This window comes from Microbispora catharanthi (genome assembly GCF_006334915.2).
GTDB lineage: Bacteria > Actinomycetota > Actinomycetes > Streptosporangiales > Streptosporangiaceae > Microbispora > Microbispora catharanthi.
The window spans coordinates 36,776-59,492 of sequence record NZ_VDMA02000029.1 but is presented as its reverse complement, the minus strand read 5'-3'; the positions used below and the strand labels follow the sequence as shown (position 1 = coordinate 59,492).

Genomic DNA, 22,717 nt, shown 5'->3' with positions numbered 1-22,717 from the left:
CGGTCACCTGCCGGCTGCCGCCCAGGGCTCGGCCTTGACGCGGGAGCCGTCCGGGTCGTAGAGCGGCTCACGGGTGACGGTGGCGGCCACGCGGCGGCCGTTGACGCCGACCTCGACACGTTCGCCGGGCCCCACCTTCACCGGCAGATAGGCGTACGCGATCGAGCGGCCGACCCGGTGGCCGAACCCGCCGCTGGTCACACGGGATACCGGACGGCCGTCCAGCCGGACGGGCTCGCCGCCCAGGCAGACGTCACGCTCGTCGTCGAGCACCAGGCAGCGCAGCGCCGTGCGGGGACGCGGCAGGGCGGCCCGGCGCTCCGGCCGTACGGCGAAGCCGAGCCCGGCCTCCAGCGGGGTGGTCTCGGGCGTGACGTCGAGGCCCCAGACGCGGTAGCCCTTCTCCAGTCGCAGCGAGTCGAGCGCGCGGTAGCCCGCCGGCCGCATACCGTGCGGCAGGCCCGCCTCCATGAGGGCGTCCCACAGCGTCAGCCCATACTCGGCCGGGCAGTAGAGCTCCCAGCCGAACTCGCCCACGAACGTGACCCGCTGGGCGAGCACCGGGACGTGCCCGACGCTGATCTCGGCGGCCCGCAGGTAGCCGAAGGTCAGGTCGTCGTCGGTCAGCGACGCCAGGATCCCGTACGCCCGAGGCCCCCACAGGCAGTAGCACGCGTAGGCGGAGGTGACGTCGGCGACCGCGAGCCCGTGACGGCGCAGCAGCGCGGCGTCGTGCGCCCCGAACGCGGTGCCGGTGACGAGGCGGAACCGGTCCTCCGCCAGCCGGGTCACGGTCACGTCCGCCTCGACGCCGCCGCGCCGGTTGAGCAACTGGGTGTAGACGACCGAGCCGACCGGCCGGTCCAGCGTGTTACCCGCGAGCCGTTCCAGGTCAGCGACGGATCCGGATATCTCCAGCTTGGCGAAGGACGTCTGATCGAACAGTCCGGCGGCGTCCCGCGTCGCCAGGCACTCCTCGCGAATCGCGGGAGACCATACGCGGCCCGCCCAGCCCCTCGGCCGTACGGTCCGTGCGGTCTCGGCGTCCGACGTGGGCGGGTACCAGTTGACCCGCTCCCAACCGGCCTTCTCCCCGAAGGACGCGCCCAGCGCCTCGTGCCGCACCCAGGCAGGCGAACGGCGCAGCGGCCGGGCGGCGGTGCGCTCCTCACCGGGATAGACGATGTCGTAGTACGTGCTGTAGGAGTCCAAGGCGCGGGTGCGGGCCCAGCGTACGGATCGGGCATGCCCCCCGAAACGGCGCACATCCATGCCGAAGACGTCATATTCGGGAGCGCCCTCGACGATCCACTCGGCCATGACCTTGCCCACGCCGCCGGCGGCGGCCAGGCCGTGCACGCAGAAGCCGGCCGCCACCCACAGCCCGGCGACCGCGGTCTCCCCCAGCAGGAACTCCCCGTCGGGCGTGAACGCCTCCGGCCCGTGCACGACCTTGCGGAACGCCGCCGGGTCGTCGCCGTCGCCGACCGGCTTCAGTGACGGCACCCGCCGGACCGCCGAGTCCCACGACTCGCGGAACTTCGCCATGTCGGGCGTGAAGAGGGTGCGGGGCTCGGACAGCGGCCGGTCGGCGTCCCAGACCTGCGGGCTCCTGATGTAGCCGCCCACGAGGATGCCGCCGTCCTCCTCGCGGAAGTACACGATGTTGTCCGGGTCCCGGACGGTCGGCGTGTCCGCAGGGACACCGGACGCCGGGGTCACCACGTACTGGTGCTTGATCGGCACGATCGGGATGTCGGCCCCGGCCATCCGGCCGACCACCCCGGCCGCCGCCCCCGCCGCGTTGACGACGGTCTCCGTGCGCACGACGTGCTCGCCGTCCTCGCCGCGCAGCCGTACGGCGGTCACGCGGCCGTCGTGGACGTCGACGCCGGTGACCTCCACGCCCGTGAAGATCCGTACGCCGAGCGTGCGGGCGCCCTCGGCCAGGGCGTGGCCGAGCCGGGCCGGGTCGAGCCACCCGTCCCCCGGCAGCCACAGCGCCCCGAGGACGTCGCCCACCTCCAGCAGCGGCAGCCGGTCGAGTGTGCCCCGGGGGTCGAGCACCTCCAGGTCGAGCCCGTACGTCTCGGCGGCCCCTGCCTGGCGCAGCAGTTCCTCCATGCGCTCGGGGGTGGTGGCCAGGCGCAGGCCGCCCACGCCGTGCCAGCCCGGATCGAGCCCGGTCAGCTCGCGCAACTCCGGATAGAGGCCGGCCGAGTACATGATCATCCGGGTCTGCGTGACGGTGGACCTGAGCTGGCCGACGAAGCCGGCGGAGTGCCAGGTCGTGCCCTCGGTGAGGCCGTGCCGCTCGACCAGGATCACGTCGGTCCAGCCGAGCCGGGCGAGGTGATAGGCGACGCTGCATCCGGCCACTCCGCCGCCGATGACGACGGCGCGGGCGTCTGCGGGAAGTTGCGACATCGGTACCGTCCTGTAACACCCGGCCCAGACAATCGGATCAATGGTCTGAAGGTAGACCAAAAGGAGCCGGGCATGCCAGATCCCGTCGCAGACGCAATGGATCTCGTCACGGCCTGGGCCGGGCGGCCGCTGACCTTCACGACGATCAAGGGCGGGCTCAGCCACCACATCGCCAGGGTCGACAGCGAGGACGGCGACCGCTGGCTCCTGCGGGTGCTCGACCCGCGCATCGCCGAGACCGGACTCGGCATCCCGCTCGACCAGGAGATCGCCAACACGGTCGCCGCGGCGTCGTCCGGGATCGGCCCCGGCGTCGTCCACGTGCTGCCGGGCGTCCTCCTCCTGGAGTACGTCGAGGGGGTCACCCTCGACGCCCCGGCCGTGGCCGCGCGGATCGAGGAGGTGGCGGACGCCTGCCGCCGCCTGCACACCGGCCCCCGCTTCGGCAACGACTTCTCGATCTTCGGCAAGCTCCGGGAGTACGTGGCGCGGTGCCGTGCCCACGGCCTGGCCCTTCCCGCCGGATACGAGGACGTGCTGCCGGTCGCGGCCGACATCGAGGCGGCGCTGGCCCGGTGCCCGCTTCCCACGGTCCCCTGCCACAACGACCTGCTGGCCGAGAACCTGATCGCCACCGGCGACGGCGTCCGGATCGTCGACTACCAGCTCTCCGGCGACAACGACCCCTGTTTCGAGCTGGGGGACATCGCCGCCGAGTCCGACTTCGACCCCGACGAGGTCGTACGGCTCACGCGGGCCTACTTCGGCGACGACGAGCACGTCCCCCGGGTGCGGCTGAACCTGATCATGTCCAACCTCACCTGGACGCTCTGGTTCGTCATCCACGAGGGGCTGGTCCGCGGTGGGGCCCTGCCCGGATTCGACTACTCCGCCGAGGCCGCCGACAAGTTCGCCCAAGCCGTACGCGACCTCGGGGATCCACGCTTCGGACGCCTGCTCGACGGCGTCCGGAAACTCCGCACCAGTTAGAGGAGGCCTCAGTGGCGCAAGCCCTCGACGACGACGCCAAGCGACTAGCGGAACTCGGCTACAAACAGGAACTGGCCCGCACCTGGAGCGGGTTCTCCAACTTCGCGATCTCCTTCTCCATCATCTCGATCCTGGCCGGGTGTTTCACCACCTTCAGCCAGGCGTGGAACAACGGCGGGCCCCTTGCGATCTCGATCGGCTGGCCGCTGATCTCGGCGTTCATTCTGATCATCGGGTTCTGCATGGCGGAGCTGGTCTCCGCGTACCCCACGGCGGGCGGCATCTACTGGTGGGCCGCGAAGCTGGGCGGGCCGGTCCACGGCTGGTTCACCGGCTGGCTCAACCTGATCGGCCTGATCGCGGTGACCGCGTCGGTCGACTACGGCTGCGCGACGTTCCTGAACATCACGATCGGCCGGTTCAGCGACTCCTGGGCGAACGGCAACGCGCTGCACCAGACGTTCCTGCTGTTCGCGATCGTCCTGGTGCTGCACGCGTTGATCAACATCTTCAGCCACCGCCTGATCTCACTGCTGCAGAACGTCTCGGTGTGGTGGCACGTGTTCGGCGCGGCGGCCGTCGTGCTGATCCTGATCTTCGGCCCGTCGAAGCACCAGAGCGTGGGCTTCCTGTTCGAGACCTTCAACCACTCCGGTTTCGGCGACGGCGGCTCGGGCCCGGCCTTCTGGCTGTACGTGCTGCCGCTGGGCTTCCTGCTCACGCAGTACACGATCACCGGCTTCGACGCCTGCGCCCACGTGTCGGAGGAGACCCACGGCGCGGCCCGCACCGCGGCCAAGGGCCTGTGGCAGTCGATCTTCTACTCCGCGATCGGCGGCTGGATCCTGCTGCTGTCGTTCCTGTTCGCGGCCACGAACGTGGACGCCGTCGACGCCGAGGGCGGCTTCGTCGGGGCCATCTTCACCTCGTCGCTGTCGTCCACCCTCGCCACCGTCATCTTCGGCATCTCCACGGTCGGGCAGTTCTTCTGCGGCATGAGCTGCGTGACCTCGATGTCGCGGATGACGTACGCGTTCTCCCGCGACGGCGCGGTGCCGGGCTGGCGGCTGTGGTCGAAGGTCGACCGCAACCGCACGCCGGTCAACGCGATCATCGGCGGTTGCGGGGTCGCGCTGCTGATCACGCTGCCCGCGCTCTACGCGCCCGAGGGCACGACGACCCCCGTGGCGTTCCTCGCCGTGGTGTCCATCGCGGTGATCGGGCTCTACCTCGCGTTCCTCATCCCGATCTGGCTGCGCCTGCGCGCCGGGGACTCCTTCCAGCCCGGGCCGTGGACCCTGGGGCGCAAGTACAAGGCGCTGTCCTGGATCGCCGTGATCGAGATCGCGATCATCTCGATCTACTTCATCCTGCCCATCGCCCCTGCGGGCGTCCCGGGCAACAAGGACTTCACCTGGACGTCGGTGAACTACGCCCCCATCGCCGTGGGCGCAGTGCTCATCGGCATCGCCCTGTGGTGGCACCTGTCGGCCAAGCACTGGTTCGCCGGGCCCCGCCGTACGGTCGACGACGTCGGCGACGGTGTCGGCGAGCCCGAGCCCGTGGCCTGATCTCCCCGTCTACGGCCCGCCCAACCCGGCGGGCGACTGGCGGAATCGGGTGACCCGCGGCCTGGAGAGCGCGGCCGGGGCCCTGTGACCGCCGGCCGTCAGGAGGCCTCGAACGCCTCCGCGACGAAGCGGCGGGTCTCCTCCATGGAGGCCCGCCCGAGCTCGCGGGCGATCGAGGTCATCTCCACGTCGGGCATGCCGCAGGGCACCGCGAGGTCCCACGGCGTGAGGTCGCCGTCCACGTTGAGCGCGAAGCCGTGGCTGGTGACCGACCGGCTCGACCGCATGCCGATCGAGACGATCTTCCGCCCGGTGTCCCGGGTCCACACGCCCGTGAGCAGCTCCGACCCGGGCGGGGTGTCGCGCCGCTCGGCCGGGACGCCGATCTTGCCCAGCGCCTCGACCAGCCGCAGCTCGACCTCGCGGATGTAGTCGACCACGCCCTCGCCGGCCCGCAGCTTCACGATGAGATAGCCGACGAGCTGCCCGGGCCCGTGATAGGTGAGCTGGCCGCCGCGGCCGGTCGGCACCACGGGGATGCCGGCCGCCGGGTCGGGCAGGTGGGTCTCCAGCGTCCGCTTGCCGACCGTGAAGACCGGCGGGTGGCTGAGCAGCCACAACGTGTCGGGCCGCGCGTCGTCCTGCCGTTCCTCGACCAGCGCGGCCATGCGCTCCATGGCCTTCTCGTAGTCGACCAGGTCGTCCTGGACCAGCGTCAGGGGCCGTTGCCGCATCATCGCTCACCTCTCCTGATGTGAGCATAAACGGACCCGCGTGGCCGCGTGCCGCCTACCTGCGCCCGTGCGAGTAGTCGTAGCCCGGGGCGGACGCGGCCGGGGCCTTGGGGAACAGCACCCACATGATGAGGTAGGCCACGAACTGCGGACCCGGCAAGATGCAGGACAGCAGGAACAGCACCCGCACGACCGTCGGCGACATGCCGTACCGGTCCGCGATCCCTCCGCAGACGCCAGCGATGATCTTGTGCTGTCTCGATCGGTACATCGATCGGCTCCTTTCGTCATCCGGTTCAACGGACGGCCATGGACACCACGTTCCACGAGGAACCCTGAGAAAACCCTGATCCCCAGACAGCGCCAATTCAGGGGTATCCCGCTGGTGATCTTCTTCGGGAAGAGGGCATAAAGGAGGCAAAGACCGTCCTTGGAGTCTCATATGGATATAGCGACCCTGCAGGCACAGACCCGCCTGTACCTGCGCCAGAAAATCACCATGATGGTGAACAGGTACGTCGTCCATGTGGCTCTCCCCGACGGTTCGGAAGGCGAGGCCGTGGCCTTCGCCGAGCAGAAGCGGATGGCGCTCAAGGAGCAGGTGACGCTCTACACCGACGAGTCCCGGCAGGCGACGCTGGCCGGGTTCAAGGCGCGCAAGGTCCTCGACCTCGCCGGCGAGTACGACGTGGTGGACGACGAGGGGAACCCCATCGGGACGTTCCGCAAGGATTTCGGCCGGTCGCTGCTCCGCTCGACCTGGCACCTCCAGCAGCCGGGACTGCCGACGCTGACCGGGCAGGAGCGGCACCTGGCGGTCGCCCTGCTGCGCCGGTTCTCCGACTCGCTGGAGTGGCTGCCGTACCACTTCGACTTCAGCATCGGCGCCTCGATCGCCTTCTCGGTGGACCGCAGGTGGGGCCTGCGCGACCGGTACGCCATCGAGATCCGCGACCCGCGCCTCGACCGCCGCCTGGTCATCGCCATGGCCGTGGCGCTCGACGCCCTCCAGGCCCGATAGCTCTCAAGGGAATTGCCGAATCAAGTGAGCCTGTTATAGTCAGCGACAAGCCGTATGGTTCTGGCTCCGCGGTCCGATGACCTCCAGTCAACACTGATGAGCCCATACGCGCGTCACACGTATTCCGCGAGCGTCTCTCAGTCACCGGTCGAAGCAGCACAGGCCGACATGCACTGAGACGCTGCGCCGGGAGGCACCTCCGGTCCTCGCGAAGCCCGCTCCGCCGGGCCTTCGCCGCGGTCCTCGATCCCTCCCGCTCCGCTCCGGCCGGACCGGCCGTTCCTCCATCAGCGTGCACCCATGTATCCCAGACCGAGGAGTCCCATGACCACCACCACTCTCGGCGTTCCCAAGCCGCGCAGCGTCTCCCGCACCACACCGGCCCGTACGAAGAACACCCAAACCACCGAGGTCACCGGCCTGCTCGACCGGTCGGGCAGGAACACGGTCATCCGTACGAACGGCTACCTGCCCGGCCCGAAGGACGTGACCGTTCCGGCCGCGCTCGCGGACGCGCTCGACCTGCGCCGCGGCGACCACGTCCGCGGCGTCGCCCAGAACGGCATGCTCACCGCCGTCACGGTGGTGAACGGCGCGCCCGTGGACACCGCGCGACCGCACTTCACCGACCTCGTGCCGATCTACCCCGACGAGCGGCTGCGCCTGGAGACGACGCGCAACGTGCTGGCCACGCGGGTCATCGACCTGTTCGCGCCGATCGGCAAGGGCCAGCGCGGCCTGATCGTCGCCCCGCCGAAGGCCGGCAAGACGATGTTCCTCAAGGCCGTCGCGAACGCGATCACGACCAACCACCCCGAATGCCACCTCATCGTCGTCCTGGTGGACGAGCGGCCCGAGGAGGTCACCGACATGCGCGAGTCGGTCCGGGCCGAGGTGGTCGCCTCGACCTTCGACCGTGCGCCGCAGGACCACATCACCGCGGCCGAACTCGCCGTCGAGCGGGCCAAGCGGCTCGTGGAGACGGGCCGTGACGTGGTCGTGCTCATCGACTCGATCACCCGCCTCGGCCGGGCGTACAACATGGCCGCGCCGAGCGGCGGGCGCCTGCTGACGGGCGGCATGGACGCCGGGGCCCTGCACCAGCCCAAGAAGGTGCTCGGCGCCGCCCGCAACATCGAGGACGGCGGCTCGCTCACGATCATCGCCACCGCGCTGGTCGAGACCGGCTCGAAGATGGACGACAACCTCTTCGAGGAGTTCAAGAGCACCGGCAACATGGAGCTGAAGCTGAGCCGGAGCCTGGCCGACCGCCGCGTCTTCCCCGCCGTCGACGTCGTCGCCTCCGGCACGCGCCGCGAGGAACTGCTGCTCCACCCCTCGGAGCAGCCGCTGATCTGGCGGCTGCGCCGGGCGTTGCAGGACCAGGAGGGGTTCGAACGCTTCCTCACCACACTGAAGAACACCGGCTCGAACGCCGAACTCCTCCTGGCCCTGGCGAAGGGCTAGATCCCGATCGGATGCCAGACGGTCTTGGTCTCCAGGAACGCCGTCATCCGCCCGATGCCGGGGTCGGCGAGCCAGTCCACGCGATCGGCCGGCGGCCGGAGCACCCGCTTGAGGTTCTCCGCGGCCAGCTCCTCACACGTGACGGCCAGCTCGGGGTCGGCGCCCGTCAGGTCGATGCCGTTGACGTCCATGTGGCCCGCGAGCCAGGGGGCGATCTCGGCGGCCGAGCCGGTGAGGATGTTCACCACCCCGCCCGGCAGGTCGGAGGTCGCCAGCACCTCGGCCAGCGTGATCGCCGGCAGCGGCGCTCGCTCGGAGGCGACCACCACGCAGGTGTTGCCGGTCACGATCACCGGCGCGATCACACTGACCAGTCCCAGCAGCGGTCCCGCCGGCGGGGCCACCACCGCGACCACGCCGGTCGGCTCCGGGCTCGACAGGTTGAAGTAGGGCCCGGCCACCGGATTGGCCGACCCGAGGACCGCGCCGATCTTGTCGGACCAGCCCGCGTACCAGACCAGCCGGTCCACCGCGGCGTCCACCAGCTCACCCGCCTTCTTCGCGGAGACGCCGTCGGCGTCGGCGACCTCGGATGCGAACTGGGTGCGGCGGCCCTCCAGCATCTCGGCGATCCGGTACAGGATCTGGCCCCTGTTGTACGCCGTGGCGCCCGACCAGCCGGAGAACGCCTTCCGCGCGGCCGAGACCGCGTCCCTGGCGTCCTTGCGCGAGGCCCTGGCCGCGTTGGCGAGGAAGTCGCCCTTGGAGGAGGTCACGACATACGACCTTCCGCTCTCCGAACGCGGGAACGCGCCGCCGATGAACAGCTTGTACGTCTTGCGCACGCTCAACCGTTCGGTGCGCTCACTCATCGAAGGTTCCAATCTCCAGAGGACGGGCCGGCTGATAGGTCTGGCCGCACCGGCACACGCCGCCGCGGTGCGCGAACCAGCCGTGCCGTACGGCGAAGCGACGGGAGCGGCGGCCCCGGGAGAAGCCCTCGCCGGCCCCCGCGCGGGCCCGGCGCACCAGGCGGCGGCGCTGCCCGTCGTCGCACCTGCTGAGCGACTGGCCGGACGGGCGGCCGGAGGAATGATCACACCGCAAGGTAGGCCTCCAGACCGTGCCGCCCACCCTCGCGGCCGTAGCCCGACTCCTTGTAGCCGCCGAACGGCGAGGCCGGATCGAACCGGTTGAACGTGTTGGACCAGACGACGCCGGCCCGCAGCCGGGACGCCATCCACAGCATGCGCGAGCCCTTCTCGGTCCACACGCCCGCCGACAGCCCGTACGGCGTGTTGTTGGCCTTCTCCACCGCCTCGGCGGGGGTGCGGAAGGTCAGCACCGACAGCACCGGCCCGAAGATCTCCTCCCGGGCGATGCGGTGCGACTGGGCCACACCCGTGAAGACGGTGGGCGGGAACCAGTAGCCGCGCTCGGGGATCGGGCAGGCGGGCGACCACCGCTCGGCGCCCTCGGCCTCCCCGGCCTCCGACAGCTCGCGGATCCTGGCGAGCTGCTCGGCCGAGTTGATCGCGCCGATGTCGGTGTTCTTGTCCAGCGGGTCGCCGAGCCTCAGCGTGCCGAGGCGCCGCTTGAGCGCCTCCAGCAGGTCGGCGGCGATCGACTCCTGCACCAGCAGCCGCGACCCGGCGCAGCAGACGTGGCCCTGGTTGAAGAAGATCCCGTTGACGATGCCCTCGACGGCCTGGTCCAGCGGCGCGTCCTCGAACACGATGTTGGCGGCCTTGCCGCCGAGTTCCAGCGTGAGCTTCTTGCGGGTCCCCGCGAGGCTCCCGGCGATGAGACGGCCGACCTCGGTCGAGCCGGTGAAGGCGACCTTGTCCACACCGGGGTGATTCACGAGCGCGGCACCCGTCTCGCCCGCACCGGTGACGATGTTCACGACCCCCGCCGGCAGATCGGCCTGGCGGCAGATGTCGGCGAACGCCAGCGCGGTCAGCGGCGTGGTCTCGGCCGGCTTGAGCACGACCGTGTTGCCGCAGGCCAGCGCGGGCGCGATCTTCCAGGCCAGCATGAGCAGCGGGAAGTTCCACGGGATGACCTGCCCGGCCACGCCCAGCGGACGCGGGTCGGGCCCGAACCCGGCGTAGGCCAGCTTGTCGGCCCAGCCGGCGTAGTAGAAGAAGTGGGCGGCGACCAGCGGGAGGTCCACGTCGCGGGACTCCCTGATCGGCTTGCCGTTGTCGAGCGTCTCCAGGACGGCCAGCTCACGCGCCCGTTCCTGGATGATCCGGGCGATCCGGAACAGGTACTTGGCCCGCTCCGCGCCCGGCATGGCCGACCACACGGGGAACGCCTTGGCCGCGGCCTGGACCGCGCGGTCGACGTCGGCCTCCCCCGCCCACGCGACCTCCGCGAGCACCTCCTCGGTGGCCGGGTTGACGGTCTTGTGGCGTCCCTCGCCCTGCGGCTCGACCCACTCGCCGTTGATGAACAGGCCGTACGACGGCCGGATGTCGACGATGTCCCGCGACTCGGGTGCGGGTGCGTATTCGAACATGCCTCAGTCCAGCCCTCAGTCCAGCGTGAAGTAGTCGGGACCGGCGTACCGGCCGGTGGCCATCTTCTGCCGCTGCATGAGCAGGTCGTTCAGCAGCGAGGAGGCGCCGAGGCGGAACCAGTCGGGGTCCAGCCAGTCCGGCCCGGCGGTCTCGTTGACCAGCACCAGATACTTGATCGCGTCCTTCGTGGTGCGGATGCCGCCCGCGGGCTTCACGCCCACCTTGCGGCCGGTCGCGGCGAGGAAGTCCCGCACGGCCTCCAGCATGACGAGCGTCACCGGGAGCGTCGCGGCAGGCGACACCTTGCCGGTCGAGGTCTTGATGAAGTCCGCCCCGGCGATCATCGCGAGCCAGGAGGCCCGCCGCACGTTGTCGTACGTCGCGAGCTCGCCGGTCTCCAGGATCACCTTCAGATGCGCGTCGGCACAGGCTTCCTTGGTCGCGACGATCTCCTCGTACACCTTGAGGTAGTCGCCGGCGAGGAACGCGCCGCGGTCGATGACCATGTCGATCTCGGCCGCTCCGGCGGCCACGGCGAGGGACGTCTCGGCGACCTTCACCTCCAGGGAGGACCGGCCGCTGGGGAACGACGTGGCGACGGACGCCACCTTCACGCCGGACCCGGCCAGCGCCTCGACGGCGGTCGCCACCAGGTCGGGGTACACGCAGACGGCGGCGACCGGCGGCACCGACGCGTCGGCGGGGTCGGGCCGCACCGCCTTGGCGCACATCGCCCTGACCTTGCCGGGGGTGTCCGCGCCTTCCAGGGTGGTGAGGTCGACCATTCCGATGGCCATGTCGATGGCCTGCTTCTTGGCGGTCGTCTTGATGGATCGCGTGCCCAGCATCGCGGCCCGGGCGTCCGCCCCGACCCTGTCGACCCCGGGAAGGCCGTGCAGGAACGCCCGCAGCGTCGAGGGTGAGGAGGCGACCTCCGCGAGCGGAGTAGTCATAGTTGGCACGAGACCAGCATCCCCGACCACGAGGAATGATTCCAAACCCGGGGATCCCGGCGTTCCTAAGGCATCGCCTTAGCCGCCTTAGGAGTCTCCTCAGAGTCCTACGCCGCAGAGCCGTGCAGAGATAGGGCATCCGCCCGATGTGCCGCACCACGCCTTAGACCGAACCTTGAGGAGTACGGAAAGAGAGCCCGAACAAGGAGACACCGAGATGGGTCCCGAACTGCAGTACCAGGTAATGATCAGCCGCGCGGCCGAGCTTCAGGAGGAGGCCGCCGACCACCGCCGCGCCCGCCAGGCGCAGGCCGGCAGGAAGGCTCAGCAGCGCTCCGGCCAGCGCCGGCTGCGTGCGGCCTTCGGCAAGCTCCGCACCTCATGAAACGCGTACGAAGGCCCGGCCGGACCCTCCCTCCCGGCCGGGCCTTTCAGCCGCCGTAAGCCCCACCGGCCACATAGGTCTGACCGGAAAACCAGGCGAAGCCACGCAAAGGGTCATGACATGCTTGACGACATGACACGCCGGGCGGTGAGCCCCGTTTTCGTCGGGCGGGGCGCGGAGCTGGAAACCCTGAGCGAGGCCTACGACCAGGCCCGCAAGCAGGCCACCGCGGCGGTGCTCATCGGCGGCGAGGCGGGCGTGGGGAAGACCCGCCTCGCCGGCCGGTTCGCCGAGCAGGCCGCGCAGGACGGCGCCCACGTGCTCGTCGGGGGCTGCGTGGAGCTGTCCGCCGAGGGCCTGGCCTACGCGCCGTTCACCGCCGCGCTGCGGCAGCTGGTCCGGGAGTGCGGCGCGGCCGAGGTCGCCGCCCTGTTGCCCGACGGCGCCGCCCGCGACCTGGCCAGGCTGCTGCCCGAGTTCGGCGAGCCGAGTGGCGACGGGGAGACCGAGTCGGCCCGCGCCCGGCTGTTCGAGCTGATCCTCGCCCTGCTCGAGCGCCTCGCCGAGCGGCGGCCGGTGGTGCTCGTCATCGAGGACATCCACTGGGCCGACCGCTCCAGCCGGGACCTCATCGCCTTCCTCAGCCGCAACCTCAAGTCGGCTCCCGTCCTGATGGTCATGACGTACCGCTCGGACGAGTTGCACCGCACCCATCCCCTGCGGCCGGTGCTGGCCGAGCTGGGGCGGGTCGACGGCGTGGTGCGGGTGGACCTGCCCCGCTTCACCCAGGGCGAGGTCGCCGCGCAGATGGCCGGGATCCTCGGGGTGACCCCCGAGTTCGCCAAGGTGGACCGGGTCTTCGACCGCAGCGGCGGCATCCCGCTGTTCGTGGAGGCGCTGCTCGACTGCGGCGACGACTGCTCGTTCCCCGACTCGCTGCACGACCTGATCATCGGCTCGGTGGAGCGGCTGCCCGAGGAGAGCCAGCGGGTGCTCCGGATCGCCGCGGCCGGTGGCGTACGCGTCGGGCACGACCTGCTCGCGGCGGTCAGCGGCCTGTCCGACGTGGACCTGGAGAACGCGCTGCGGCCGGCCATCGCGGCCAACGTGCTGCAGGTGGCCGACGGCGGGGCGTACGCGTTCCGGCACGCCCTGATCCGCGAGGCGGTCCACGATGAGCTGCTGCCCGGCGAGCACGCGCGGATGCACGCGCGGTACGCCGAAGAGATCGACCGCGACCGCACCCTGGTGCCCCCGGGCCGGGCGGCCATCGAGATCGCCCACCACTGGTACTCCGCCCGTGACGACCTGTGGGCGCTGATCTCGGCCTGGGAGGCGGCCGAGAAGGCGGCCAAGTCGTTCGCCTACACCGAGCAGATCCAGCTCCTCGAACGCGTGCTGACGCTGTGGGACAAGGTCCCGGACGCCGCCGAGCGCATCGGCCACGATCACTGCACGGTGCTGGAGCGGGCCTCGGAGGCGGCCTTCCTCAGCGGCGAGATGGAGCAGAGCCAGAAGTACGTGCGCGGCGCGCTGGCCGAGCTGGACGAGCGGACCTCCCCCGAGCGGGTGGCCGAACTGCTGGTCCGCATGGCCAACGTCAAGGCGCACAAGGGCAAGCCGGGAAGTCTGGAGTACCTGTGGCGCGCCGAGCGGCTGGTCCCGCAGCCTGGCGACGTCCGCGCGCTCGTGCTGACCCGGCTGGGCCAGGGGCTGATGTGCGCCGACGGGGTCGCCGAGGGGACCGCGCTCACCGAGGAGGCGCTGCGCATCGCCCGCGAGATGGGCGACGAGGTGCAGGAGGCCGACCTCCTGATCAACCTCGCGCTCGGCCACTCCATCAACGGCGACCTGGAGACCACGTTCGCGCTCAACGAGCAGGCGCTGGCGATGGGCACCCGCCTGAACTCGCCCCGCATCATCCTGCGCGCCCTGGCGAACAACGTCGACGCTCTCGACAACCTCGGCCGCTCGGGGGAGGCCGTGGCGCTCGCGCTGGAGGGTGAGAAGCTCGCCCGGCGGTACGGCAGGTTCCGCCACCAGGGCACGTTCATCGCCAACAACCGGGCGGAGGCGCTGGAGTCGCTCGGCCGGTGGGACGAGGCCGTCGAGATCATCGAGCGGTCCCTGACGATGGGACCGACCCTGCGCAACCGGTGGCACATGTTGCGGGTCCGCGCGGACATCGCGATCGCGCGCGGCGAGGAGGACCTGGCACAGGACATCCTCACCGAGGTCGGCGCCTTCTCCCCACACCGGGACGAGCAGACGCAGGAGTGGACGAACAACGCCCGCCTGCGTCTCGCGTGGCACCTGCTGCGCGGCGAGCCGCTGGCGGCCCTCGACGTGCTGGAGGCGGCGCTCGACGACCCGCCGCTGGCCCGCAAGGCCATGCTCGCCGGGCGGCTGCTCGCCTCGGTCCGGTACGTCTGCGACGCGGCGGCTCCGGTCGCCCCCGACCGGGTGGCCCGTGTGCGGGAGCTGGGCGACCGTCTGGCCGTCAACCTGGGCGACGGGCCGGTGAACGAGGCGTTCGGGCTGGTCTACCGGGGCGAGTTCGACGCGGCGGCCGAGGCGTGGCAGCGGCTGGGCCGTCCGCACGTCCGGGCCAAGGCGCTGCTGCACGGCGCCGTGGCGGCCGCCGCGAGCGGCGACCGCGAGGGGGCCTCGGCACGTCTGCGTGAGGCCTGCCCGCTCGCGGTCGCGCTGCGCGCCACCCCCCTGGTCACCCAGATCGAGACGCTGGCCCGCCGCGTCGGCTCTCCTCTCTCCGACGCCACGCCGTCCGAGCCCGTACGGCAGGCCGACCTGACTCCCCGCGAGCTGGAGGTGCTGCGCCTGGTCGCGGCCGGGCGCAGCAACCGGGACATCGCGGCCGAGCTGTTCATCTCGGCCAAGACCGTCAGCGTGCACGTGTCGAACATCCTGCCCAAGCTGGGCGTGTCGACCCGGGGCGAGGCGGCCGCCGCGGCCCACCGCCTGTCTCTCCTCGATTAGGCGAACGAGGGTCAGGCGATCAGAGGCTCGGCCAGCAGCAGCACGCCGAAGACGGCGAACGCGGCGGCCGCGCCATACTTGATCCACTTCTCGGGCAGGCGCGAGCCGAGGAACCGGCCGACCAGGATGGCCAGCGCGTCGGCGGCGACCATGCCCACGGTCGAGCCGACCCACGTGCCGAACCAGCCGTGCTGGGTGGCCAGCGTGATGGTGGCGAGCATGGTCTTGTCGCCCAGCTCGCTGAGGAAGAACGCCACGGCGACGGCGATGAACGCGTTGCGGGTGGTCCGGGCCGCCTTGCCCTTCTCCTCCTCGGTGAGCTCGTCGCCGCGCAGCGTCCACGCCGCGAAGGCGAGGAACGCGAGGCCCGCGACGATCGAGATGGCGGTGGTGGGGAGGGCGTCGCCGACGACCCTGCCGACGCCGACGCTGACGAGGTGGACGAGCGCGGTCGCGGCGGTGATGCCGGCCAGCACCGGCCCCGTCTTGAACCGGGTCGCGAACGTCAGGGCCATGAGCTGGCTCTTGTCGCCCAGCTCGGCCACGAAGATGACGACGAGGGAGATCCAGAGGGCTTGCACGGGGTCGCCTTCCTACAGGGGAGATGCGACCGGGCCGCCGTACGACACCCAGGGAGTTCGGGCACGACTTCGGCCCGGCAGCATGTGATCATGACTGTCGGGCCGAAGGTCTCGTCCGCCACGAGGGCTCCACGACCGGGCGGACGAACCGCCAGTGTGTCGATCAGTGGATTTCGGACTACTCCCCTTCGGTGTCGTCCCAGTTTAACCGAGCTAAAGGCTTACTCCCACCAGCACGGGCTCGTTGACGAGCCACACCCCGAACTTCTCGTGCACGCCGTCGCGCACCTCGCGGGCCAGTGCCAGCAGTTCGGCCGCGCCCGCCTCGCCGGAGGGGTTGGTGAGGGCCAGCGTGTGCTTGGTCGAGATGCGGACCCGGCCCTTCTCGTAGCCCTTGGGGAACCCGGCGTTCTCGATCAGCCACGCCGCCGGGATCTTGACCGTGCCGTCGGGCATGTCCCAGCGCGGGTGGCCGGGGGCCCGCAGAGCCAGGGCCGCCGCCTCCTCCGGGCCGAGCACGGGGTTGGTGAAGAAGGACCCCGCGCTGCGCGTGTCCGGGTCGTCGGGGTCGAGCACCATGCCCTTGCCCCGCCGCAGCTCCAGCACCGCCTCCCGCGCGTCGGCCAGCGGCACCCGCGCGCCGATCTCCACGCCGAGCCGCGCGGCCAGCTCCTTGTAGGCCACGGGCCCCGACAGCGGCGAGCGCTCCAGGGCGTAGGTGACGGCCAGCACCATGTGCCGGCCGGGGTCGTGCTTGAACGCGCTGTGCCGGTAGGCGAAGCCGCACTCGGCCGCCGTGAGGTCCCCCACCTCGCCGGTCGCCCGGTCGTACACGCGGACCGCGGCGACGGTCTGCGAGACGTCCTGCCCGTACGCGCCGACGTTCTGGATCGGGGTGGAGCCCACCAGCCCGGGTATGCCCGACAGGCACTCGACCCCCGACCAGCCCTCGGCCACGCAGCGGGCGACCAGGGCGTCCCAGTCCTCCCCCGCCTGCACGGTGACCAGCGCGCGCCCGTCCCCTGCCACTGAATTCGGGGCCGTCACGTCGACGCCCCGGGTGGCGACGCGCACCACGAGCCCGTCGAACCCGCCGTCGGAGACCACGAGGTTGCTGCCGCCGCCGAGCACCAGCACGGGCTCGCCCTCATGGTCGGCCTCGGCCACGATCGCGACCAGCTCGTCCTGCGTCCGCGCCTGCGTGAACGCCCGGGCCGGTCCGCCCGTCCGCAGCGTGGTGTACGGGGCGAGCGGCACCCCTGCCAACCGGTCAGCCATCGGTCTCCTCGCACCCGGAACATCCCGACGAACAGGATAGCTATCCGCGGTCCTCGCGCTCCGCCTCGGCGATCGACTCGTCGACCCTCGACGTGGCCGAACTGCCGTCCCACAGGAGCTGGGAGGCGACCACCGACGGCTCGCCCGAGGGGGTCAGCGCGGTCTCGATCGTCCCGCCGGGAGCGACGTCCCGCTTGACCTCGGTGATCTCTTCCGGGCCCGCGGCTCCGGCGGCCTCCCTGGCGTTCTCCGCCCGCGGGCGCGGCAACGCGCCGCCGTGGGCGTCGCCGGCCTTGCCGGGGTCCTGGGTCTCCGCGGCGACGCCGGCGACGTCGCCGTGCTCCCGCTGGGTGGTGACCGGCTCGTTCTTCGCTTCGATGTCTCGCTCGTTCACGATCCGACCGCTACCCGGCACCGCCACGGCCAATCCGGCCGGTCGGGGAAGGCCGGCCAGGAGACGGCGCTCAGGAGAGCTGGACCACCGCGCGGGCCTTGGACAGGACGCGGGCGTCGCCGGACCTCGCGGTCAGCGCCACGACGACGCGCTTGTCCTCGCGCTTGTCCTCGACGACACCGCTGATCGTGATCGTCGCGCCGTTGTCGTCGTCCGGCACCACGACCATGGAGGAGAACCGGACGCCGTACTCCACCACCGCGCCGGGGTCGCCCGCCCAGTCCGTCACGAACCGGCCGCCCTGCGCCATCGTGTACATGCCGTGCGCGATGACGTCGGGCAGGCCGACCGCCTTCGCGTGCCGCTCGTTCCAGTGGATGGGGTTGAAGTCGCCCGAGGCGCCGGCGTACCTCACCAGGTCCACCCGGCGGACCCGGTATTCGGCGGCCGGGATCTCCTGGCCGGTCTCCACCTCGTCGTACTTGACCGTCGCCGCCATGATCAGGCCGCCCCTCCCCGCTCCACGATGATGTTGTACGTCCGGCAGACCAGCTCACCCGAGGTGGTCGAGACGTCGCTGCGCAGGGTCAGGAACTCGTTGCGGCCGACGCTGCGGATCTCCGCGACGGTCGAGGTGCACACCAGCTCGTCGCCCGCGTGAATGGGCCGCTCGTACTCGAACCTCTGCTCGCCGTGCACGACCATCGCGAAGTTGAGCCCGAGGTCGGGGTCGGCGAGCGCGTCACCGGTCCCGAAGAGGCTGAACACGATGGGGAACGTGGGCGGCGCGACGACGTCCGGGTGCCCGGCCGCCACGGCGGCCCGCCTGTCGTGGTAGATCGGATTGGAGTCGCCGATCGCGGTGGCGAACTCGCTGATCTTCACGCGGCTGACCTCGTAGGGCGCGGACGACTCGTACGTCCGCCCGACGAAATCGCGGTTCAAAGGCATCGGGCCGGGCTCCTTAGAGATGAGCTGGGTAGGCCGTACGGTAACAGACCCACGCCGGCGGACACCGGCCCGCACCGCTCCGGACACGACAAACCGGCGCCCCCCTAGGGAACGCCGGTGTCGGAAGTGCGTGCGGTCCGGTCCGTGGTCTAGCGGGTCTCGCGGTGCGCCCGGTGCGTCTTGCAGTTGGGGCAGTACTTCTTCAGCTCAAGCCGATCCGGGTCGTTGCGCCGGTTCTTCCGCGTGATGTAGTTGCGGTGCTTGCACTCCTGGCAGGCCAACGTGATCTTCGGCCTAACGTCTGCGGCAGCCACGTGGGAGTGCCTTTCTGCGTTCGGGACTACTGGACAAACCCACACCGGGATCGCCTTATGCAGGTGACCCGGGAGGGTAGTAGCGGAGGCCGGACTTGAACCGGCGACACAGCGATTATGAGCCGCTTGCTCTGCCTGACTGAGCTACTCCGCCTCGGCCGGAAACTGGATCCGGCCACGCAAGGATACCCGACCTGTACGGCTATTCGCGCATCGGGATCAGCCATGATCAAGATCGGTCTTTCGGCGAGGATGAGGCATCCCCACCAAGCCGAAAGCCCCACCCTGCAGCGCTCAGTCAGAAACACTGCTTGGATAGGACTTTCCGGCTAGAGCCCCCAAACGGAATCGAACCGTTGACCTTCTCCTTACCATGGAGACGCTCTGCCGACTGAGCTATAGGGGCGGGTCCGCCTGCCGCTCTCGCGCTGCGGACAGGTGTAACCATACACGGCCACGGCGGTGCGCGCGAATTCGAATCTCCCTCCGGCGCGCGGTTCAGGGCGTCGGCAGCACCCCGGACAGATCGGCCTCGGGACGGTGCCGGACGGGCACGTCGGCCGTGACCGCGTACCGGCTGAAGTACCCCTTGCCCTTGACCGGGATCACGCTGCTCAGCGTCACCGTGGCGGCGTACGGCGCGTCCGCGCACTCGGGCAGGCACCACGTGCCGCTGAGCCTGCCCGCGCCGGTCGCCCGGGTCGGCCCCCAGGTCCGCCAGGTGACCCCGCTCATCGTGCTGAACTCCGAGAGCACGAGGTTCGCCGGCCGCTGCTCGGCCCTGCCCCGCTCGGAGTTCTGGAGGTTGAGCACGTACACCGGCGTCTCGGCCGGTTGGGCCGTGGGCGCCGACCCGCAGCCGCCGGCGGCGACGCAGAGCACGGTGACGGTGACAGGCAGACAGACAGGCAGACGGACAGGCAGGCGCATCGATTCCCCCTCGGCACTCTGAGTGCCCAGGGCCCGCCGCCGTTACGCCTGTGACCAGGCTATTTGACGGCCGTACGGGCGTCACCGGCCCTGGCGGGCAGCGGGATCACCTCGCAGAGGTCGGCGAGGTCGACATACCGGGCGACCTCCTCGACCGAGAGACAGTCGGCGACCACCTGACCGTTGCGCCGCACCCGCAGCACCTGGCGGTCGCGGCGGTACGCGGGGACGATCTCGTATCCGTCCGGTCCCACCCATCGGCTGTCCATAGGGGAACAAGCTATCGGCTTCTCCCCACGTCTATCTCCCGTCCCATGGGAATCGTCTTAAGTAGGGTCTTAATCGACCCCAAGTGCGGGGCCGCACAGTGAGCGTGACGCACCACCGTTCCCCACGTTCACGAAGGGTCTTCCGATGTCCGACACCCCCAACCTGCTGGGCTTCCGCATCGCGCACCGGGCGATGCGCACCGACTCCCGGCGCCTGGCCGACGTCACCGCCGAGATCGCCGCGGGCCGACAGCCGTGCGGCCCGGATCGCGCCGCCGCCATCCGCGAGTATGCGACCAAGCTGTGCCGCGGCATCCACCACCACCACAAGGCGGAGGACGACCACCTGTGGCCGCTGCTCGTCCGCTCGGCGGGCGCCGAGATCGACCTGAGCGAGCTGAGCGAGGACCACTCCGAGCTCGACCCGCTGCTTGAGGAGATCCAGGCGGTCGCGGGCGACCCGGCCGAGCTGGCCAAGCCGCTGCGCCGGCTGGCCGACCTGCTCGACGAGCACATCCAGGAGGAGGAGCGCACGATCTTCCCGATCATCATGCGGCACGTCTCCGGCAAGGACTGGGAGGTGATGGAGCAGCACGTCCGCAAGGGCGGCGACGTGCGCTTCGAGCTGCCCAGGATCGAGCAGCACGCGCGGCCGGAGGAGCTGGCGGAGCTGCGCAAGCTGGCCGGGCCGGTCCTGGTCGTCATGCTGGCGCTGATGCGCCGCGCCCACCTCCGCCGCGAGCGGCTCATCTTCGGTGCCGCGTGAGCGCCCGGCGGGCGGCCTCCTCCCAATGCGGGGAGCCGACCTGCCGGGCGACCTCGGCGGCCCGCATGTAGTGGGCCTCGGCGTCGCCGGGCCGGCCCAGGAACGCCGCGAGGTCGCCGAGCGTGTGCGCGACCGGCCCGAGCGTGACCGAGCCCGAGTGCAGGCCGGCCAGCTCGCCGTCGGACGACAGCAGCAGGCGGTAGCACTCCTCGGCCGCCCCTCGATGGCCGAGCGCGATCGCGTTGTCCGCACGCAGGGACATGAACACGAGCCAGTAGTAGTCCTGGCGGGGGACGCGCGCGGAGGCCCACACCACGCGGGCCTCCTCCAGGCGGCCGGCCCCGGCGAGCGCCCGCGTGTACAGCTCGCCCGCGTCCTGCGGCAGGCGTTCCCACAGAGCGGCGAGCTCCTCCACCGACTCGTGGACCCGCCCCGCGGCCAGCTTGACCACGAAGCGGCCGACCGTCCCCACCATCGCGCCGTTGGCGTCACCGGTGCTGGCCAGCCGCTCCCCGAGCTGCGTGTAGACGCTCTCGGCCCGCTCGAACTCCCCCCTGACCAGCAGGTGAAGGGCGTCGAGGAAGGCGAGGATGCCGAGGGCCAGGCCGAGCTGGCCACTCGTCGACAGCTCCATGGCCTTGTCGGCGTGCCGGCGGGCCGTGGTCCAGTCGTTGCGGCTGAGCGCGACCATGAGCAGCGAGAAGTGGCCGAGCGTCTGGTAGCCGAGGAGCCCGGCGGCGGCCGAGGCGGCCAGCAGATCGTGCCCGAGCGTCTCCAGGTCGTCCCGCCTGTCCGGGGTCAGGCAGACCCAGTAGCGGCCGTTGAGCGCCATGCACCGCAGGCGAAGGTCGCCGAGGGCGTCCGCGATCGCCAGCGCCTCCGCACTCGCCGCCTCGATGCGCTCCGCGTCGTGTCCTTCGAGCGCGTGGCAGAGGGCGACGAGCATCCGGCAGCGCAGCTCCCCTGCCTCCGCGGGCAGCGACTCCTCGATCGCCCCGACGAGATCGGCGTCGAGCGCGCGGTCGGGCTGGATGGTCCAGATGACCGGCGCGTCGAGCGATGACACCGCCCGCGCCACCGCGCCGCGATCCCCCATCTGGCGGGCCACCGCGAGCGCCTTCGTCCGGTTGCGCACCGCAGTGATCACGTCGCCCGCGTGCGACTGCGCGGACACCAGGCGGCACAGGAGGTCGAGGCGGACGTCCCGGGACGCGTCGCCGGCCCCTCCACTCACCAGGTCGAGTGCGCCGAGCGCGCCCTCCAGCAGCGCCGCCGCCTCCTTGTGCGCGTACAGGGCGGTCGCCTGCCCGGCGGCCCGCGCCGCGTACTCGGCCGCCGTGAGGGCGGTCGCGGTGGTCGCGGCGGCGAGCGCGTGGTGCCCGAGCGCCCCCACGTCGCCGGGGCGGACCCGCTCGAGCGCCGCCAGGACCTTGCCGTGCATCCGCGTACGGCGCAGCCGCGGGATGTCCTCGTACAGCGTCTCGCGGACGAGCACGTGGGCGAACCGGACGCGGCCGGGGCGCGGCTCCTCCAGCAGGCCGGACAGCACGCCCGCCTCCAGGCCGTCGAGCACGGTCTCCTCGTCGGCTCCCGGCATGGCGATCAGCACGTCCGCGTCGGCCTCCCGGCCGAGAACCGCGGCGTTGCGCAACGTCGTCTGGGCCGTCGCGGGCAGCCGGGCGAGACGCCTGCGGATGAGGTCGCGCACGCCGGGCGGCAGCGCGTGGGCCGCCGACGGGCCGTCCACCGCGAGCAGCCGAGCCGTCTCGGTCACGAACAGCGGGTTGCCGCCGCTCCGCTCGGTGACCGTGCGCACCGTGGCCTCGTCGACCTCCGTGCCGGAACGTTCGGCGAGCAGCCTGGCCACCTCGCGTTCGCCGAGGCCGCCCAGGGTGATGTTCTCCACCGCCTGCACGGCGAGCGCCGCCCCGGTGGCCGTCAGGTCGTCGCCGGCCTCGGCCGGCCGGTGTGTCAGCAGGACGAGGACCGGCGTCCGCGCCAGGCGGCCGGCGAGGTGGCGCAGGAGCTGGAGGGTCTCCTCGTCGGCCCGGTGCACGTCCTCCAGCACGATCAGCAGCGGTCCCGGCACGCCCTCCAGATAGTCGCCGGCCGCCCGCGCCAGCCAGAACTGGCCCACGGGCGCGGCGTCGTCGGTCAGCAGGGG

Annotated in this window: 23 protein-coding genes and 2 tRNA genes; 7 read left to right on the top strand and 18 right to left on the bottom strand. The window is 71.3% G+C overall.

Annotated elements, in window-relative coordinates:
- Window positions 1–3: 3 nt before the first annotated feature.
- Complete coding sequence (locus tag FH610_RS37200) at window positions 4–2,427, bottom strand: GcvT family protein (protein ID WP_139579923.1); 2,424 nt, start codon at window positions 2,425–2,427, stop codon at window positions 4–6.
- Between the two features lie 72 nt (window positions 2,428–2,499).
- Here FH610_RS37200 and FH610_RS37195 point away from each other — a divergent pair, with 72 nt between their 5' ends.
- Both FH610_RS37195 and FH610_RS37190 read left to right on the top strand, forming a co-directional pair.
- Window positions 2,500–3,417 carry a choline/ethanolamine kinase family protein gene (locus FH610_RS37195; protein WP_139579922.1) on the top strand — a complete coding sequence of 306 codons (918 nt, stop codon included), beginning with the start codon at window positions 2,500–2,502 and terminating at the stop codon, window positions 3,415–3,417.
- A gap of 11 nt (window positions 3,418–3,428) precedes the next feature.
- Window positions 3,429–4,988, top strand: a complete 1,560-nt coding sequence (locus tag FH610_RS37190; protein WP_139579921.1) for an amino acid permease — start codon at window positions 3,429–3,431, stop codon at window positions 4,986–4,988.
- A gap of 98 nt (window positions 4,989–5,086) precedes the next feature.
- Here the strand turns inward: FH610_RS37190 and lipB are convergent, their stop codons facing one another.
- Together lipB and FH610_RS37180 are read right to left on the bottom strand one after the other, a co-directional pair.
- Window positions 5,087–5,722 carry a lipoyl(octanoyl) transferase LipB gene (gene lipB, locus FH610_RS37185; protein ID WP_205826343.1) on the bottom strand — a complete coding sequence of 212 codons (636 nt, stop codon included), beginning with the start codon at window positions 5,720–5,722 and terminating at the stop codon, window positions 5,087–5,089.
- Between the two features lie 55 nt (window positions 5,723–5,777).
- Window positions 5,778–5,993 carry a PspC domain-containing protein gene (locus FH610_RS37180; protein WP_139579919.1) on the bottom strand — a complete coding sequence of 72 codons (216 nt, stop codon included), beginning with the start codon at window positions 5,991–5,993 and terminating at the stop codon, window positions 5,778–5,780.
- Between the two features lie 171 nt (window positions 5,994–6,164).
- Here FH610_RS37180 and FH610_RS37175 point away from each other — a divergent pair, with 171 nt between their 5' ends.
- Window positions 6,165–6,743: an LURP-one-related family protein gene (locus tag FH610_RS37175; protein WP_139579918.1), complete on the top strand. Its 579-nt coding sequence runs from the start codon at window positions 6,165–6,167 to the stop codon at window positions 6,741–6,743.
- A gap of 324 nt (window positions 6,744–7,067) precedes the next feature.
- Window positions 7,068–8,210 (top strand): transcription termination factor Rho, encoded by a 1,143-nt coding sequence (gene rho / locus FH610_RS37170; RefSeq protein ID WP_240809419.1) that lies wholly within the window; start codon window positions 7,068–7,070, stop codon window positions 8,208–8,210.
- Here the strand turns inward: rho and FH610_RS37165 are convergent.
- Genes FH610_RS37165 through deoC form a run of 4 tightly spaced genes read right to left on the bottom strand, consistent with a single transcriptional unit; the run spans window position 8,207 to window position 11,688 of the window.
- Window positions 8,207–9,082 carry an aldehyde dehydrogenase family protein gene (locus FH610_RS37165; RefSeq protein WP_139579916.1) on the bottom strand — a complete coding sequence of 292 codons (876 nt, stop codon included), beginning with the start codon at window positions 9,080–9,082 and terminating at the stop codon, window positions 8,207–8,209. The two genes, rho and FH610_RS37165, sit on opposite strands and share 4 nt — an antisense overlap.
- Window positions 9,075–9,317 (bottom strand): hypothetical protein, encoded by a 243-nt coding sequence (locus FH610_RS37160; protein ID WP_139579915.1) that lies wholly within the window; start codon window positions 9,315–9,317, stop codon window positions 9,075–9,077. The genes FH610_RS37165 and FH610_RS37160 overlap by 8 nt, the downstream gene beginning before the upstream one ends.
- Window positions 9,307–10,734, bottom strand: a complete 1,428-nt coding sequence (locus FH610_RS37155; RefSeq protein WP_139579914.1) for an aldehyde dehydrogenase family protein — start codon at window positions 10,732–10,734, stop codon at window positions 9,307–9,309. The genes FH610_RS37160 and FH610_RS37155 overlap by 11 nt, the downstream gene beginning before the upstream one ends.
- A gap of 15 nt (window positions 10,735–10,749) precedes the next feature.
- Window positions 10,750–11,688: a deoxyribose-phosphate aldolase gene (deoC, locus tag FH610_RS37150; protein ID WP_139579913.1), complete on the bottom strand. Its 939-nt coding sequence runs from the start codon at window positions 11,686–11,688 to the stop codon at window positions 10,750–10,752.
- Between the two features lie 217 nt (window positions 11,689–11,905).
- Between deoC and FH610_RS43385 the strand changes: the two genes are divergently transcribed.
- Together FH610_RS43385 and FH610_RS45395 are read left to right on the top strand one after the other, a co-directional pair.
- Window positions 11,906–12,073 carry a hypothetical protein gene (locus tag FH610_RS43385; protein ID WP_167538819.1) on the top strand — a complete coding sequence of 56 codons (168 nt, stop codon included), beginning with the start codon at window positions 11,906–11,908 and terminating at the stop codon, window positions 12,071–12,073.
- Window positions 12,074–12,205: 132 nt separating this feature from the next.
- Window positions 12,206–15,070 (top strand): helix-turn-helix transcriptional regulator, encoded by a 2,865-nt coding sequence (locus tag FH610_RS45395; protein WP_276607730.1) that lies wholly within the window; start codon window positions 12,206–12,208, stop codon window positions 15,068–15,070.
- Between the two features lie 11 nt (window positions 15,071–15,081).
- On the opposite strand, the gene FH610_RS37140 is transcribed toward FH610_RS45395, so the two are convergent.
- The 10 genes from FH610_RS37140 to FH610_RS37095 all read right to left on the bottom strand — a co-directional run bounded on the left by FH610_RS37140 (window position 15,082) and on the right by FH610_RS37095 (window position 19,787).
- The gene (locus FH610_RS37140; RefSeq protein ID WP_139579911.1) at window positions 15,082–15,651 is read right to left on the bottom strand and encodes a TMEM165/GDT1 family protein; all 570 of its coding nucleotides are present in this window, start codon (window positions 15,649–15,651) and stop codon (window positions 15,082–15,084) included.
- A 213-nt stretch (window positions 15,652–15,864) separates the two neighbouring features.
- On the bottom strand, window positions 15,865–16,929 hold the full coding sequence (locus tag FH610_RS37135) for a UDP-N-acetylmuramate dehydrogenase (RefSeq protein ID WP_139579910.1): 1,065 nt from the start codon (window positions 16,927–16,929) through the stop codon (window positions 15,865–15,867).
- Between the two features lie 40 nt (window positions 16,930–16,969).
- Window positions 16,970–17,323: a hypothetical protein gene (locus FH610_RS37130; RefSeq protein ID WP_139579909.1), complete on the bottom strand. Its 354-nt coding sequence runs from the start codon at window positions 17,321–17,323 to the stop codon at window positions 16,970–16,972.
- Window positions 17,324–17,393: 70 nt separating this feature from the next.
- A complete protein-coding gene (locus tag FH610_RS37125) occupies window positions 17,394–17,822 on the bottom strand; it encodes a MaoC family dehydratase (protein WP_139579908.1) in 429 nt (142 codons plus the stop codon).
- A 2-nt stretch (window positions 17,823–17,824) separates the two neighbouring features.
- Window positions 17,825–18,274: a MaoC family dehydratase N-terminal domain-containing protein gene (locus FH610_RS37120; RefSeq protein WP_139579907.1), complete on the bottom strand. Its 450-nt coding sequence runs from the start codon at window positions 18,272–18,274 to the stop codon at window positions 17,825–17,827.
- A 149-nt stretch (window positions 18,275–18,423) separates the two neighbouring features.
- Window positions 18,424–18,588 (bottom strand): 50S ribosomal protein L33, encoded by a 165-nt coding sequence (rpmG, locus tag FH610_RS37115; RefSeq protein ID WP_030510782.1) that lies wholly within the window; start codon window positions 18,586–18,588, stop codon window positions 18,424–18,426.
- Between the two features lie 80 nt (window positions 18,589–18,668).
- Window positions 18,669–18,742 (bottom strand) — tRNA-Met (locus FH610_RS37110).
- Between the two features lie 179 nt (window positions 18,743–18,921).
- A tRNA-Thr gene (locus tag FH610_RS37105) sits at window positions 18,922–18,994 on the bottom strand.
- Between the two features lie 92 nt (window positions 18,995–19,086).
- Window positions 19,087–19,518 (bottom strand): hypothetical protein, encoded by a 432-nt coding sequence (locus FH610_RS37100; protein WP_139579906.1) that lies wholly within the window; start codon window positions 19,516–19,518, stop codon window positions 19,087–19,089.
- A gap of 59 nt (window positions 19,519–19,577) precedes the next feature.
- Window positions 19,578–19,787, bottom strand: coding sequence for a transposase (locus tag FH610_RS37095; protein WP_139579905.1), 210 nt, complete (start codon window positions 19,785–19,787; stop codon window positions 19,578–19,580).
- A gap of 145 nt (window positions 19,788–19,932) precedes the next feature.
- Here FH610_RS37095 and FH610_RS37090 point away from each other — a divergent pair, with 145 nt between their 5' ends.
- Entirely contained in the window at window positions 19,933–20,553 is a 621-nt protein-coding gene (locus FH610_RS37090) for a hemerythrin domain-containing protein (protein ID WP_139579904.1), read from the top strand.
- On the opposite strand, the gene FH610_RS37085 is transcribed toward FH610_RS37090, so the two are convergent.
- Complete coding sequence (locus FH610_RS37085) at window positions 20,534–22,690, bottom strand: ATP-binding protein (RefSeq protein ID WP_240809418.1); 2,157 nt, start codon at window positions 22,688–22,690, stop codon at window positions 20,534–20,536. The genes FH610_RS37090 and FH610_RS37085 overlap by 20 nt on opposite strands.
- Window positions 22,691–22,717 lie beyond the last annotated feature (27 nt).